We start from the raw sequence: 14,779 nt of genomic DNA on the forward strand, positions 1-14,779 counted from the left end.
GCACCACGTGAGCAGCAGCAGCACCACCGGCAGCACCGACGCCGTCCTCCCCACCATCCGTCCGTTCCCGGGTTCGGACCCGGTCGCCGACCCCGAAGCCGTCGTCACCGGCGACCACTGGCGCATCACCGTGCTCGACGCCGGGGCGTTCCGCATCGAGTGGAGCGACGACGGCGGGTTCGAGGACCGCGCGTCGACCTTCGCGATGCGCCGCCGCCTGCCGGTGCCGAGGTTCACCGTGGAGCGGACAGGCGGCGGCAGCACCGACGGCGGCGTCGTCACCAGCGACACCGCCGGCGTCGTCGTCACCACGGACCGCGCCCGCCTGCGCTACGACGGCCGTCCCTTCAGCCCGAGCGGCCTGGTCGTCGAGACCACCGGTCCGGACGCCAACCGCTGGCGCTGGGGGCAGGAGCCGCGCGACCTCGGCGGCACCGGCCGCACCCTCGACGACGTCGACGGCCGGATGCCGCTCGAGCCGGGGATCCTGGCGCGCGACGGCATCACCGCGCTCGACGACAGCGAGTCGTTCCTGTTCGCCGACGACGGCTGGATCGGCACGCGGGTCCCCGGGCGCCGTGACGTCACGGTCTTCGCGTACGGCCGCGACTACGACGCCGCGCTCCGCACGTACCACGCCGTCTCCGGCCCGCCGTCGCGGATGCCGCGGTGGGCACTCGGCAACTGGTGGAGCCGGTACCACCCGTACAGCGACACCTCGTACCTCGAGCTGCTGGACCGCTTCGCCGCCGAACACCTGCCGTTCTCGGTCGCCGTCATCGACATGGACTGGCACCGGGTGGACTCGGTCCCGCCGCGCTTCGGCAACGGCTGGACGGGGTACTCCTGGGAGCCGTCGCTGTTCCCGGACCCCGAGGCCTTCCTCGCCGAGCTGCACCGCCGGGGGATGCGCACGACGCTGAACCTGCACCCGGCCGACGGCGTGCGGGCGTTCGAGGACGCCTACCCCGCGGTGGCGCGGGCGATGGGCGTCGACCCGGAGACCGAGCAGCCGATCCCGTTCGACCCGACGGACCGGCGGTTCCTGCAGGCCTACTTCGAGCAGCTGCACCGCCCGCTCGAGGAGCAGGGCGTCGACTTCTGGTGGATCGACTGGCAGCAGGGTCGTGAGACCGGGATGCCCGGGGTCGACCCGCTGTGGCTGCTCAACCACTTCCACCTGCTCGACTCGGCGCGACACGCGGCGTCGAGCGACGCAACCGCCGACACGACCGCGGACACAGACACAGACACAGACACCGACGCAACCGCGGTCCCGGCGCCCGTCGACGGCATGACCTTCTCGCGCTACGCCGGCCCCGGCAGCCACCGGTACGCCGTCGGGTTCTCCGGTGACGCCGTCGTCTCGTGGGCGTCCCTGGCGTTCCAGCCCGAGTTCACCGCCACGGCAGCGAACATCGGCTACCCCTGGTGGAGCCACGACATCGGCGGCCACACGCGCGGCGTCCGCGACGACGAGCTCGCCACCCGCTGGGTGCAGTTCGGGGTGTTCTCGCCGATCATGCGCCTGCACTCCGCGAACAACCCGTTCATCCGCAAGGAGCCGTGGGTGTTCCCGGCCGAGGCCCGTGCCGCGATGGGAGAGGCACTCCGCTTCCGTCACCGCCTGGTGCCGTACCTGCACACGATGAACCACGGCACCGCCGAGGGCACCGCGCTGGTCCGGCCGCTGTACCACCTGGAGCCGCGCCGCGACGAGGCGTACCGGGTGCCGAACACCTACGCGTTCGGTTCGGAGCTGCTCGTCGCCCCCATCGTGGCGCCGCGCGACCCGGTCAGCCGACACGGGGTCGCCCGGGCCTGGCTGCCGCCGGGCACCTGGACCGACGTCTTCTCCGGCACGGTGTACGCGGGTGACCGGTTCGTCGACCTGCACCGCACGCTCGACACGGTGCCGGTCCTGCTGCGCGCCGGAGGGATCCTGCCACTCGCGGCGGCCGATCAGCTCGACGCAACCGTCAACCCGACGGCGTTCGAGGTCCTCGTCGCACCGGGTGCGGCGGGTGACTTCACCCTGGTCGAGGACCACGAGGGCGAGGGCAGCCGCACCGCCCGGACCCGTCTGACCTGGGACCCAGAGCTCGCCGAGTTCCGGGTGCACGCCACCACCGGGGCCCTCGACGTCGTCCCCGCCCACCGCGACTGGCGGATCACGTTCCTCGCCGCACCGGCCGACGGGCAACCGACATCGGCACGCTGGGCCGACCGGTTCTCGGTCGACGTGTCCGTCGACTCGGCGTCGGGCGGATCGGTCACCTTGGTCGGCGCTCCGGTCGTCGGTGTCGACGCGCGGGAGGCCGTGCGGCGGGTCCTCGAGGGCGCGCAGGCCGGCAACCCGGAGAAGCTCGAGGCGTGGGAGGTCGTGGCGAAGGACCTGCCGCGTGCGGACCGCATCGTCGAGCTCGGCACCGTCGGGCTGCCCGACGCCCTGCGGGACGTCGTCGTCGAGCTGCTCGGCAGCGTGCACCCGGGGGAGTCGGCTCCCGCAGGCCGCTGACGGCACGCGACGGGGGGATTGCGGACGGGCGCGGCACGCTCAGCGGTGTCGCGCCAGCGACACGCGGGCCGCGCCGACCGAGCCTGCGAGGGAGGGGTGGCGGGCCCGCCACGTGACCTGGGGTCGGCCACACTTCGGACGGGAGGCCCGTGGCGGCACCGCCACGGGCCTCCCGTCTGTCGTCAGGCGCCCTGGTGCGCCGCCCGGTCGGACGTGCCGTCCGCGTACGGCGCGCTCTCCCCGACGAGCAGGCGGTGGCCGACCGTGACCAGCCGGCCCGGCACGTCGGAGCCGTCCATCCGCTCGACCAGCAGGTCGAGCGCGGTGTCGGCGAGGGCGACCGTGTCGGGCGCGACGGAGGTCAGGCTCGGCACCAGGCTCGACCCGAGTCCGACCGCGTCCCACCCGACGACGGCGACGTCTCCGGGGGCGTCCAGGCCGCGCAGGCGCATCGCCCGGAGCGCCCCGAGTGCAGCCAGATCGTCGCGGCAGAGCAGACCGTCGACCCGCAACCCGGCGTCGAGCGCGGCGCCGAAGGCGACCTCGGCACCGGCGGCGTCGCCGACCTCGCGGGGGACCAGCAACGCGTCGTCGAGCGGCAGACCCGCGGCGACGAGCCCGGCACGGTAGCCGTCCAGACGCAGTCCGGACGTGCGCGACGACGGACCGGTCTCGTGCCCGAAGAACCCGATGCGGCGGCAGCCGAGCGCCACGAGGTGTGCGACGGCCTCGGAGGCGGCCCCGGCGTTGTCGATGACGACCTGGTCGGCGTGCGGGGGCCGGACGTCCTCGCCGAGGAACACCACGGCGGTGTCCCCGCGGATCCGGTCGATGGCCTCGGGCGTGAGCACCTGCGGGTGGATCACGACCCCGTCGACCACACCGGCCTCACGTCCCCGCACCGCTGAGCGTTCACCGTCGGGGTCGCCGCCGGTCTCCTCGAGCAGGAGCTGGTAGCCGCGGTCGGCGCACACCCGCGAGAACACGTGGGCCAGTTCGGCGAAGTACGGACGCCGCAGGTCGGGGAACGCGAAGGCGAGCATGTTCGAGCGTCCGGTCGCCAGGGATCGGCCCGAGACGTTCGGGCGGTAGCCGAGCTCGTCGATCGCGGCCTGCACCCGGCTGCGCATCGGGTCGCTGACGTGCTGGTAGCCACGGACGACGTTGGACACGGTCTTCATCGAGACGCCGGCGTGCGCGGCGACGTCCTGCAGCGTGACCTTGCCCATCCGCTCACCGTAGCGGGCGGAGGGGCACCGGACCCGGCGGACCGGCCGCGCTCGTCAGGGGACGAGTCGGCGCTGCACGATCGCGCGGGCGACCTCGGAGAGCTGCTCGTGGTGCTCGAGCGCGTACCCACGGATCACCGCGAAGGCGTCCTCGATCGAGACGCCGCGCAGGTACGACACGACGCCCTTGGCCTGCTCGATCACCTCGCGCGAGCCGATCGTGCGCTGCAGCTGCGCGCGGACGACCTCGTGCTCGCGCAGGGACCGTTCGTGCAGGATGCCGATCGTCGCCACGTCCGCCAGGGCGCGGGCGACGCGCAGGTCCGACTCCACGAGCGCACCGACGCCGGCCCCGAACAGGTTGAGCGTGCCGATGACGTTGCTCCCCAGCCGGAGCGGGACGGCGTGCACCGACCGGAACCCGAGCGCGAGCGCACCCGTGCGGAACATCGCCCAGTCCGCCGGGGCGACGTCGATGTCCGGGCACGTCACGAGTCGTCCGGTCGCGAACGAGGTCATGCAGGGGCCGGCCTCGGCATCGAGCTGCAGCACCTCGACGAGCCGGGTCGCCTCGGAGGTCGAGGCCACGACCTCGAGCTCCTGGTCGTCGTTCGCCAGCAGGATGCCCGCGGCGTCGATGCCGAGCACGTCGACGCACGTCTCGACCAGGGTCTGCAGCAGCTCCACGACGTCGTAGGCGTCCACCAGGGTGTCGGCGAGCGACGTGAACGTCTCGAGGATCCGGGCTTCTCGGCCTGCCGTCGTCACTGGACCTCCTCGATCAGGTCGCCTCGCTTCTCGAACCGGACCGTGCCGTCGAGGATCCCCTCCGCCACCCGCCGCATCGTCGTCCGGCGGGCGAAGGCGTGGCCCTGCAACAGCAGGTAGGCGTCCTCGGGGCTGATGTCGAGCTGCGCGAGCACGACCCCGGTGGCCTGGTGCACCACGCGCCGCGACGACGGGCTCCGATCGAGCAGGGCGTCGTCCCCGTCCGCGATGGAGCGGAGCGCCCGGCGCAGGACCCGGCGGCTGACGGCCGAGGCGAGGGTCATGGCCTGCCGCACGGTGTCGCCCTCGATCGTCGCGGGCTGCGGCACGTACACGTCGATCGCGCCGAGCGGGAACGGCCCGAAGGCGACCGGGAACGCGAAGACCGCGCCGACGGGTTCGCTCCGGACGGCTTCGTTGAATGCGGGCCACGCGGAGTTCGGTCGACGGACGACGTCGGTCTCCAGCACCGGGGCATCGGTCGCGAGCGCGGCCCAGCACGGTCCCTCGGACAGGTCGAACTGGATCTCGTCGACGCGGGTGGCGACTTCGTCCGTCGCGGACACGGTCTCGCTCGGGCAGAGGTCACCGAAGGTCGAGATCGAGACACCGCCCATCGGCAGCGCGAGCGCGAGCGGCCGACTGAGTTCGTCGTCGGCGATCTCCGCCGACCGGAGCGCACGGAGTGCACGCTCGAATGCGTCATCCATGGGCGCCTTCCCTGCCGTCTGTCGATCCTACGCGCTGGTCGGTGTCGGACGATCCGGACGGCGCAGGCACGTTCGGCGGTGGGCCGGCGCGCCAGGCCGGCAGCTCTGCGGGCGGGTACGACCCCTGCTCGTCCTGCACCCGGAGCATCGCGTCCAGGGCCACCAGCGTCACGCCGGAGGTCTCACGCACCACCGTCCGCACCGCGTTGCCGAGCAGGAACGCCATCAGGTCCTCGCTGCCGCCGTCCGGCCGGTAGTCCCGCCACGGACCGGCGCCGGCGCGTTGCAGGGCACCGGCGAGCACCGCCTTCGCGTCGTCGACGTCGACCTCGCAGTCGAGCACCAGGCGGAAGCGCCGCTGGTTCCGGTCCGACAGGCTCGGTGCGCCGTCCTCGTCGTCCTCGGGAACGAAGGACCGCAGCGCCGACGAGGGCGCGATGCCGTACGCCGCACGGAACGCCGCAGCCATCCGGCCCGCGTTGCTGAACTGCCAGCGTTCGGCGATCTCCGCGATCGTCCGCCGGTCCGGCGCACCGGAGGCTTCCTGCAGGTCGCGACGGACACCCTCCAGGCGCACGGCGCGCAGGAAGGTTCCCGGGGACTGCCCGATCTCGGCCTGGAACCGCTTCTGCAGGCTCCGCGGCGACAGCTGCACGGCCGCGGCGACGTCGGCGACGGTGATGTGGGTCGCAGCCTGCTCGTGGACGAACCGCATCGCATCCCGGACCGCACGCGAGAGTCGGGGCGGGCCGTCCTGGGTCGCGCTGCTCCCGTCGCTCATGCGCCGACCGTACGGGACCCGCCGATGGCGCGCTCCCAGGGCACCGATCGAGGCGACGGATGATCCACCTTGCGCGGTACGAAGTCAACCCCTGACATGACCGGAATCGTCCTGTCGATACTGAAAGTGTCTCGTGCATCGCGGTCGAAGCGATGCGCCACATCGAACCGACAGGGAGGGCGCGATGGGACACCGCCAGGGATCCACGACCGTGATGACCGAGGCCGCCGTCTGGCAGCAGGTCGTCCACACCGATCGGATCCGTGCGCTCGCCGCGACGGACCCGACGGACATCCGCGTCCAGCCGGTCGACGCCGGGTGCTGGCGGGTGGTCGACGCCGCAGCTGCATGGGGGGACCCCGACATGCTCCTCGGCTTCATCGAGCGCACGGTGGACGGTTTCGACTGCACGCTCATGGCGGCGCTGCATGAGCACGACCGGCGAGCGAGCCTGCAGGACGCCCGCGCCTGGTTCGAACACCGCTGCGGACAGCGCTTCGACGAGGCACCGTGCTGACCGCGGTCCACGGGACCGACGCCGCCCGGACCGTCACCGCGAGGATCGACGCGCAGCGACGCCGCACCGAACGATCCGGTACCGACCGGGCCTTCGCCGCACGCGTGCTCGCCCAGGCCGGGCACGGCCGTGACGTGCGCTTCGACGTCGAGGACGACGCCTTCCGGCTGCCGTTCCGGTTCCGCTACCGGACCCGACGGGACGGTTGCGTGAGCCTCGTCACCGCGTCGGCGACCTCCGGCTTCTCCGGGGTCTTCGAGCCCATCGACCGCATCGTCGTCGGGTGGTCGAGCACCGGAGGTGTCCACATCGCCGTCGAGGACGGCGTCGTCCTCGAGACCCGCCCGGGCACGCCCGTCCTGATGCCGACGTCCGGGGAGTTCTCGGTGCGCGCCCCGAAGGGCACGCTGCAGCTCGTGAGCATCGACCGGTCGCTCCTCGACCAGGTGCGCTCGTCGCTGGGAGCAGCGTCCGAACTGCCGACGCGGGGTGCCGAGCCCGCCGTCGCCGCCCTCGAACACCTGCGCCGGTGCGTCGAGCAGGTGGCCGTCACCGCGACGCGGGACGGGTTCACCTCCGGTGCACGGACCGGTGCGCAGGTCGCACTGGTCGAGGCCGTACTCGGAGCCTTCGGGGTCCGGACGCCCGCGGTCCTCCGCCGTGCGGTGACGCCGTCGACGGTCGAGCTCGCCGAGGCGTACCTGGACGGACACTGCGATCGGACGTTGTGCCTCGCCGACATCTGCGACGCCGTGGGCGTGAGTCCGCGGACCCTGCAGACGGCGTTCATGCGGGAGCACGGTGTCTCACCGATGACGTTCCTGCTGCGGATGCGGCTCGACCGGGTGCACGCTGTGCTGGAGTCCAGCAGCCGGCACGAGACGAGTGTGAGCGAGGCTGCGATGGCCTGGGGCTTCCGGCACCTGGGGCGGTTCTCGGGGACGTACTTCCGCCGGTTCGGGGAGTACCCGGGGCAGACGTTGCGTGCATCGTCCGGTCGGTGCGCGGACGGTCCGGAGCGCCACGCGGGCTGAGTTCGTGCATCGCGCAACGTGTTCTGGACACCACGGTGAACACGCAACTTCGGCCCCTAGGGTCGCCGCAAGCGCAATCGCGTGAACTCCCTCGAACCGGTTGAAGGACCGATCCGTACCGGAAGGCGGTCCACATGACCACCACTCCGCTCGCTCCGGGTTACACCCGCACTCGTCCCGCTACGGGGGCCCGCAAGGGCACCTCGACCTACTCCGCGCTCCTGGCGCAGGTGAAGGAGAACGGCCTCCTGCGCCGTCGTACCGGTTTCTACTGGGCACTGTTCGGCGCACTCGTCGGCAGCCTCGCCCTCACCTGGGTCGCGTTCGCGTTCCTGGGTGACTCGTGGTTCCAGCTCATCGTGGCCGGTGCGCTGGGCGTGCTGTTCACGCAGTTCGCGTTCCTGTCGCACGAGGCAGCGCACCGTCAGGTGTTCGAGTCCCAGAAGTGGAACGACCGTGCGGGCCGCTGGCTCGGCACGTTCCTGGTGGGACTCAGCTACTCGTGGTGGATGAACAAGCACACCCGCCACCACGGCAACCCGAACACCGTCGGCAAGGACCCCGACATCGCCCCCGACGGCATCCGCTTCCTGCCGGAGGACGCCGCCGCCGTCAAGGGTGGTGCGATGAAGACCTTCATGCGCTTCCAAGGCTGGCTGTTCTTCCCCCTCCTCACGCTCGAGGGCCTGAACCTGCACCGCTACGCCGTGATGTCGATCGTCACCGGCAACGGCACCAAGGCCGACAAGAAGCACCGCCTCATCGAGGGCGCCCTGCTCGTGGCGCGGTTCGCGATCTACCTGACGGTGGTGTTCTGGTTCCTGCCGTTCGGGATGGCGTGTGCGTTCCTCGGGGTGCAGCTGGCCGTGTTCGGCGTGATGATGGGGGCCTCGTTCGCCCCGAACCACAAGGGCATGCCGACCATCGCGCACGACGCGAAGGTCGACTTCTTCTCCCGCCAGGTGCGCACCTCGCGCAACATCCGTGGCGGCTGGTGGGTGTCGTTCCTGATGGGCGGGCTGAACTACCAGGTCGAGCACCACCTGTTCCCCTCGATGCCGCGTCCGGCGCTGAAGCAGGCCCGCCTGCTCGTCCGTGACCACTGCGACACCCTCGACGTGCCCTACACCGAGACCACGCTGCTGCGTTCCTACGGCATCGTCGTCCGGTACCTCAACCGCGTCGGCCTCGCCGCCCGCGACCCCTTCGCGTGCCCCATGGTCGCGCAGCTGCGCATCCACTGACGCCGTGCTGACCGCCATGCCCACGGGCACCGTCAAGTGGTTCGACCACAGCAAGGGGTTCGGCTTCATCCACCCCGACGACGGGTCCCAGGACCTGTTCGCGCACTTCTCCAGCATCGTCGCGGCGACCGGTTCCCGGCCGCTCGCCCAGGACGACCACGTGCAGTACGAGATCGGGCCCGGCAAGAAGGGCCCGCAGGCGGACAACATCTCGATCATCCGCTGATCGGCACCACCACGAGCAACGCCCCGACCGGTCCGGTCGGGGCGTTGCTCGTTGCGCGGACGTGGCCGCGGCCGCGGCTGCGGCCGACCGAGTCTCGCCCTGCCGGACACGTTGCGTGACCCGGCATCCGCAGGGTGTCCGCGGAACCGAGTCTCGGCAGGGGCCGCCGGCCCGGCGCACCACGGGACGGACGGGAGGCCCGGTGTCAGCTGGCACCGTCCCTCCCGGCACGGCCGTCGAGCCGCTGGCGAGTGACGGCGGAACCGGCGGATGGGCCCTCCCGTCTGCCTGCGCGCAGTCCACGGCTGCGGGCTGGGCTGTCTTTCGCGCTGAGCGACAGTCCACGCGGACGTGAGCCCGTGAGGTGTCGCCCAGCCCGTGACGACGGCGGCCGCCGGCCCGGCGTCCGCACCTGACGGACGGGAGGCCCGGTGCCAGCTGGCACTGGGCCTCCCGTCCGTCTGTGCGCCCGTTCTTTCCCATCGCGCGCGCGGTGGTTCGCAAGAACGGGCGTACCTGGTCGAAAGAACTCACCAGGTACGCCCGGTTCCGCCAGGTACACCCGGTTCCGCCAGGTATGCCCGGTTCCGCCAGGTACGCCCGGTACCGCTCGACGCACGAGCCGCAACGCAAGTCGGCCCGGGCCACGCTGCTGCGTGGTCCGGGCCGACTGTGGTGGTGCGGGGTGTTACTTGATCTGTGCGGTGATGGTGGCGGTGCCGACGAGCAGGCCGCGCTTGACGGCGTCGGTGCCGAAGGTCTTGTTCAGCAGGCCGGCGGCGTCTTCGGAGATGTGGACGGTGGTGCCGGTGAGGATGGCGTTGTCGCCCTCGAGCTGGAGGGGCTTGAGGGAGCCGCCGTGCAGCTCGAACAGGAACGCGTTGGCCGCGGCGACCTTGCCGTTGACGAGGACGTCGCCGTAGAGCTTGGACGAGCCGGGGTTCACGACGAAGTTCTCCAGCGTGACGGTGGTGTCGCCGGCCTTCAGGGTCAGACCCGAGTCGTCGTGGTTCAGCAGGCCCTGCACGTACGGGCGGTAGTTGCCATCCGGCGACCAGTAGGTGACCGACCCGGCGGTGATCGGGAACGACACCGACCCGTCAGCCAGGGTCGCGTCGCCCGAGACGCCGGGGGTGAGCTTCAGGGCGGTGAGGGCGTCGGTGAAGCCGGAGTCGAGCTTCACGGCGGTGGAGCCACCGAGGACCTCGGGGACCGAGGCGACGGGTGCGGGGATCTTCGACTCGGACGACGAGGACACCGTGTGCACGTTCGGGGTCGCGGCCTGGGCGGAGGAGATCCCGAACGCGGCACCGCCGAGGACGAGGGCGCCGGTCGTGGCGAGGGTGATGGAGGTCTTGAGGCTCTTACGCATCGTGATCAGTCCTTTGCTGTTGTCGCGCTCGGCGCGGCTGCTGTGTGCGCGCCGAACACACCCTTGGATGGGGTGGAGAACCAGCGATGTGCGGCTGGTGAGCGCTCCGGGTGTTTCCCGGTCGTTGCAGGTGATTCGGCGTCGTCCGCCAGTCGGATTGGAACGAGTTCTCCGGGCCTGCCACCCCTAGGCTCGGGTCATGCGGGGAACGACGATCCGACCGACCACGGAGGACGACTGGGAGTCCGTGCGGGCACTGCGCCTGGAGATGCTCCGGGACACCCCGAAGGCCTACGGGGAGCGGCTCGCCGACGCGGAGCGGCTGCAGGAGCGTGACTGGCGTCGACGCGGCCGCCGCGAGCACGACGTCGGCGGGACGACCCTCGCAGCGATCGGTGCCGACGGCCGGTGGCTCGGGACGATGGGGGTGTTCGTACCCGGCCCCCGGGTCGGGCCGCTCCTGGTCGGCGTCTACGTCGCGCCGTCGCACCGGGGTCGTACCGCCGGTGTCGCCGATGCGCTGCTCGACGAGATCGAGGTGTGGGCGGCTGCGCACGGGTCGGCCCTGCGGCTGCACGTGCACGAGGGGAACACCCGTGCGCAGGCCTTCTACGCCCGACGTGGCTACGAGCCGACGGGTGCGACCGAGGCGTACGTGCTCGATCCGAGCGAACTCGAGGTCGAGATGATCCGGCAGCTGCGGGGATCGCTGTGAGCGGCGGGACGGCCGGAGCCGCCGGGCCCGTCGTGCGGTGGCTGCTGTCCGACGTGGGCGGCGTCCTCGAGCTCGTCGACGACGCCGCCTGGCCCGGAAGCTTCCGGGCCCGGTGGGCCGAGCGTCTCGGGATGACGACGGACGACTTCTCCGCTCGCCTCGTCGCAGCGGACCTGCCCGACGCTTCCCGCCAGACCGGCGTCGTCGACCGCTACTGGGGTGCGATCGGTACGGCGCTCGGGCTGGGGGCCGACCAGCTCGCCGTCATGCGGGCCGACTTCTGGGATGCGTACTGCGGAACCCTGAACCAGCCGTTGTACGACTTCCTCGCCGGACTCCGCGGCACGATCGGCCTCGCGATCCTGTCGAACTCGGGCGATGGTGCTCGAGAGGAAGAGGAGCGGCGCTTCCGGTTCTCGGCGGTGTTCGACCCGATCTGCTACTCCCACGAGATCGGTGTGAACAAACCCGATGCCGCGGCGTTCCGGATCACGCTCGAGCGCCTCGGTGCGGACCCGGACGAGGTGTTCTTCGTGGACGACGTGCCCGAGAACATCGAGGCCGCACGTGCGCTCGGCATCGGGGCGCACCTGCACATCGACACCGACGAGACGATCCGGGTGCTCGGTGCGGTCGTGCGGGGGAGCGGCCGGCAGTGACCACCGGCATCGTGTTCTTCGACGTCGACGGAACCCTCGTCAGCCCCGGTTCCAGCAGCAGCTTCCTGGCCGCCCGGTTCGGGCACCAGGACGCGCTCGACGACGCAGAAGCCCGCTACGCCGACGGTGCGCTCACCAACCAGCAGGTCAGTGAGGTCGACGCACTCGGCTGGCGTGGCACGTCCGTCGCGACGGTCGACCGGTGGCTCGACGACCTGCCGGTGTTGCCCGGAATCGCGGCCGTCGTCGCGTGGTGCCGTGCCCACGACGTCGAACCCGTGCTCGCGTCGCTCGCGTGGCAGCCCGTGACCCGTTCCATCGCGCGGCGGTTCGGGTTCGTCCCGAACGGCGGGCCACGCGTGGGCGAGCACGGCGGCGTCCACAACGGCACCGTCGCCGAGCACTTCGACGAGTTCGACAAGCGGGACCGGGCGCTCGCGCTCGCTCGTGACCTCGGTGTACCGATCGAACACTGCTGCGCCGTCGGGGACAGCCGCTCGGACATCCCGCTCTTCCAGGCGCTCCCCAGTGCGTTGGCGCTCAATGCGAGTCCGACGGCACGCGCGGCCGCGAGTGACGTGATCGACGCGGATGACCTCTCGAGCATCATCTCCTGGCTCGACCGCTGGCTCCGGGGACTCGCCTGATCGATCGGCTCCGAGCCGGATGCGGCATGATCGGTCCGTGTCTTCTGTGAACCCGACCGACGCGTACCGTGCCGCCCGCGATCAGCTCCTCGCCGCGGACTCTCCCGAAGCGGCACGAGCCGGGTTCCGCTGGCCGGACGTCGGCGACACCTTCAACTGGGCGACCGACTGGTTCGACGTCATCGCGACCGACAACAGCCGCACGGCGCTCTGGATCGTCGAGGAGGACGGTCGAGAACAGCGGTTCAGCTACGCCGAGATGGCCGCCCGGTCCGATCGGCTCGCCGCGCGTCTGCACGGCTTCGGTGTCCAGCAGGGCGACCACGTCCTCGTCATGCTCGGCAACCAGCTCGAGCTCTGGGAGACCATGCTCGCCGTGATCAAGCTCGGTGCAGTCATCCTGCCGACGTCGACCATGCTCGACACCGCCGACCTGCAGGACCGCGTCGACCGGGGTTCGGTGGCGCACGTCGTCACGAACCGGAGCGAGACGCACAAGTACGACGACGTCCGCGGGCCCTTCACGCGCATCGTGATCGGCGGTCCCGCCGACGGGTGGACGGAGTACCCGAGCGACCTGGGCGAGCCCGCTCCCACCGACGAGGTCCGTCCCCACGTCGTCACCCGCACGACCGACCCGTGCCTGGTCTACTTCACATCCGGCACGACGTCGAAGCCGAAGATGGTCGTGCACACCCAGACGTCGTACCCGGTCGGGCACCTCAGCACGATGTACTGGCTCGGCGTCCGGCCCGGTGACGTGCACCTGACGATCAGCTCGCCCGGGTGGGGCAAGCACGCCTGGAGTTGCTTCTTCGCGCCGTGGATCGCGGAGGCAACCGTGTTCATCCACAACACCGCGCGCTTCGACCCCGCCGCACTCCTCGCGCAGCTCGAGCGGGCCGAGGTCAACACGTTCTGCGCGCCGCCGACCGCGTGGCGGATGATGCTGCAGTCCGACCTCGGCGTGAAGCCGCGCGCGCTCCGCGAGCTCATCTCGGCCGGCGAGCCGCTCAACCCCGAGGTCATCGGCCGGGTCGAAGCGGCGTGGGGGCTCACCATCCGCGACGGCTACGGGCAGACCGAGACCACGGCGATCATCGGCAACGCCCCGGGCGCCGCCGTGACGCCCGGCGCGATGGGCAAGCCGCTCCCCGGCGTGACCGTGACGCTGCTCGACCCCGTCACCGGCGAGCCTGGCGACGAGGGTGAGGTCTGCCTCGACCTCACCGAGCGGCCCGTCAACCTGATGGCCGAGTACCTCGGCGATCCCGACCGCACGGCATCGTCGATGCGCGACGGCTTCTTCCACACCGGCGACATCGCCGTCCGCGACGCCGACGGCGAGCTGACCTTCATCGGCCGCACGGACGACGTCTTCAAGTCCTCGGACTACAAGGTGTCGCCGTTCGAGGTGGAGAGCGCCCTGCTGGAGCACCCGGCCGTGGCCGAGAGCGCGGTCGTCCCGGCCCCTGACGACGCCCGTCTGAACGTCGTCAAGGCGTACGTCACGTTGGCCACCGGATGGGAGGCGTCGGCCGACACCGCCAGGCAGGTCCTGGAGTACGCACGCACGGCTCTCCCCGCCTACGCGCGCGTCCGCCGCGTCGAGTTCGCGGAGCTCCCGAAGACCATCTCGGGCAAGATCCGCCGCGTGGAGCTCCGGGAGCGCGAGGAGCAGTCGGTGAGCAACGGCACGCGCGCTGAGGGGGAGTGGCGCGACGACGAGTTCCCCGGCCTCCGAGCACCCCGCCCGCAGGCCCCGCCCGCTGCCGGCTGACCGGCTGACGGAGATCACCGATGGTCGTCGTACTGCGCCCGTGGTCGCTCGACGACGCGGCTGCGCTCTTCGCCGCCAGTCGGTCGGACCCGGACCTCGCGACGCAGTTCCCGGACGTCGGGCTCGGTGACGAGGAGCAGGCCCGCACACACATCAGGGCTGCCCTGCGGTTCGACGAGCGGGCGAGGAACTGGGCGATCGTGGAGGACGGAGTCGCGGTCGGCAACGTCGGACTCGCGGCGATCGAGTTCCGACACGCCACGGCTTGGGCGCACTACTGGTTGGCGGCCGATGCTCGCGGCCGTGGGTTCGCCGCTCGTGCGTTGACGAGTGTGTCGACCTGGGCGTTCGATGCCGGGCTCTTCCGCCTCGAACTCGGACACCGCTCGAACAACCCGGCGTCGTGTCGGGTCGCCACGATCGCCGGGTTCCGCGCGGAGGGCGTCGAACGGCAGAAGCTCCGGTACGGCTCCGAGCGATTCGACGTGGAGACGCACGCCCGACTGGCGACCGATCCGGTGCCGGACCTGCCCGGTTTCGAGGTCCGGACGACGTCCTGACGGCTGCCCCGGTCAGTCC

At 71.5% G+C, this 14,779-nt stretch carries 15 protein-coding genes; 10 read left to right on the forward strand and 5 right to left on the reverse strand.

What is annotated here, in order from left to right; translation table 11 throughout:
- Positions 1–7 precede the first annotated feature (7 nt).
- Positions 8–2,518 (forward strand): glycoside hydrolase family 31 protein, encoded by a 2,511-nt coding sequence (locus tag DEJ19_RS06700; protein WP_111233740.1) that lies wholly within the window; start codon positions 8–10, stop codon positions 2,516–2,518.
- 182 nt (positions 2,519–2,700) lie between these two features.
- Here the strand turns inward: DEJ19_RS06700 and DEJ19_RS06705 are convergent, their stop codons facing one another.
- The 4 genes from DEJ19_RS06705 to DEJ19_RS06720 are packed head-to-tail and all read right to left on the reverse strand — an operon-like array spanning position 2,701 to position 6,006.
- Positions 2,701–3,747, reverse strand: a complete 1,047-nt coding sequence (locus tag DEJ19_RS06705) for a LacI family DNA-binding transcriptional regulator (RefSeq protein WP_111233739.1) — start codon at positions 3,745–3,747, stop codon at positions 2,701–2,703.
- A 54-nt stretch (positions 3,748–3,801) separates the two neighbouring features.
- Positions 3,802–4,515 carry a GAF and ANTAR domain-containing protein gene (locus tag DEJ19_RS06710; RefSeq protein WP_111233738.1) on the reverse strand — a complete coding sequence of 238 codons (714 nt, stop codon included), beginning with the start codon at positions 4,513–4,515 and terminating at the stop codon, positions 3,802–3,804.
- Positions 4,512–5,225 (reverse strand): GAF and ANTAR domain-containing protein, encoded by a 714-nt coding sequence (locus DEJ19_RS06715; RefSeq protein WP_111233737.1) that lies wholly within the window; start codon positions 5,223–5,225, stop codon positions 4,512–4,514. Before DEJ19_RS06715 ends, DEJ19_RS06710 begins: the two co-directional genes overlap by 4 nt.
- Complete coding sequence (locus tag DEJ19_RS06720; RefSeq protein ID WP_111233736.1) at positions 5,218–6,006, reverse strand: helix-turn-helix transcriptional regulator; 789 nt, start codon at positions 6,004–6,006, stop codon at positions 5,218–5,220. The genes DEJ19_RS06715 and DEJ19_RS06720 overlap by 8 nt, the downstream gene beginning before the upstream one ends.
- 184 nt (positions 6,007–6,190) lie before the next feature.
- Between DEJ19_RS06720 and DEJ19_RS06725 the strand changes: the two genes are divergently transcribed.
- From DEJ19_RS06725 to DEJ19_RS06740, 4 genes are all read left to right on the forward strand, one after another.
- Complete coding sequence (locus DEJ19_RS06725; RefSeq protein WP_071405799.1) at positions 6,191–6,523, forward strand: hypothetical protein; 333 nt, start codon at positions 6,191–6,193, stop codon at positions 6,521–6,523.
- Entirely contained in the window at positions 6,517–7,557 is a 1,041-nt protein-coding gene (locus DEJ19_RS06730; protein WP_111233735.1) for an AraC family transcriptional regulator, read from the forward strand. Before DEJ19_RS06725 ends, DEJ19_RS06730 begins: the two co-directional genes overlap by 7 nt.
- Positions 7,558–7,691: 134 nt before the next feature.
- The gene (locus tag DEJ19_RS06735; RefSeq protein WP_110864824.1) at positions 7,692–8,801 is read left to right on the forward strand and encodes a fatty acid desaturase family protein; all 1,110 of its coding nucleotides are present in this window, start codon (positions 7,692–7,694) and stop codon (positions 8,799–8,801) included.
- A gap of 4 nt (positions 8,802–8,805) precedes the next feature.
- Entirely contained in the window at positions 8,806–9,027 is a 222-nt protein-coding gene (locus tag DEJ19_RS06740; protein WP_306789659.1) for a cold-shock protein, read from the forward strand.
- Between the two features lie 688 nt (positions 9,028–9,715).
- On the opposite strand, the gene DEJ19_RS06745 is transcribed toward DEJ19_RS06740, so the two are convergent.
- Entirely contained in the window at positions 9,716–10,399 is a 684-nt protein-coding gene (locus DEJ19_RS06745) for a hypothetical protein (protein ID WP_110865654.1), read from the reverse strand.
- A gap of 199 nt (positions 10,400–10,598) precedes the next feature.
- Between DEJ19_RS06745 and DEJ19_RS06750 the strand changes: the two genes are divergently transcribed.
- The 5 genes from DEJ19_RS06750 to DEJ19_RS06770 are packed head-to-tail and all read left to right on the forward strand — an operon-like array spanning position 10,599 to position 14,760.
- Positions 10,599–11,114 carry a GNAT family N-acetyltransferase gene (locus DEJ19_RS06750; protein WP_111234127.1) on the forward strand — a complete coding sequence of 172 codons (516 nt, stop codon included), beginning with the start codon at positions 10,599–10,601 and terminating at the stop codon, positions 11,112–11,114.
- Positions 11,111–11,773, forward strand: a complete 663-nt coding sequence (locus DEJ19_RS06755) for an HAD-IA family hydrolase (RefSeq protein WP_111234128.1) — start codon at positions 11,111–11,113, stop codon at positions 11,771–11,773. Before DEJ19_RS06750 ends, DEJ19_RS06755 begins: the two co-directional genes overlap by 4 nt.
- Entirely contained in the window at positions 11,770–12,420 is a 651-nt protein-coding gene (locus DEJ19_RS06760; protein WP_111234129.1) for an HAD family hydrolase, read from the forward strand. The genes DEJ19_RS06755 and DEJ19_RS06760 overlap by 4 nt, the downstream gene beginning before the upstream one ends.
- A 19-nt stretch (positions 12,421–12,439) precedes the next feature.
- On the forward strand, positions 12,440–14,200 hold the full coding sequence (locus DEJ19_RS06765) for an AMP-binding protein (RefSeq protein WP_111234130.1): 1,761 nt from the start codon (positions 12,440–12,442) through the stop codon (positions 14,198–14,200).
- 20 nt (positions 14,201–14,220) lie between these two features.
- Positions 14,221–14,760 (forward strand): GNAT family N-acetyltransferase, encoded by a 540-nt coding sequence (locus tag DEJ19_RS06770; protein ID WP_111234131.1) that lies wholly within the window; start codon positions 14,221–14,223, stop codon positions 14,758–14,760.
- Positions 14,761–14,779: the final 19 nt, after the last annotated feature.

The sequence above is a fragment of the Curtobacterium sp. MCSS17_016 genome (assembly GCF_003234255.2).
Taxonomy (GTDB): domain Bacteria; phylum Actinomycetota; class Actinomycetes; order Actinomycetales; family Microbacteriaceae; genus Curtobacterium; species Curtobacterium flaccumfaciens.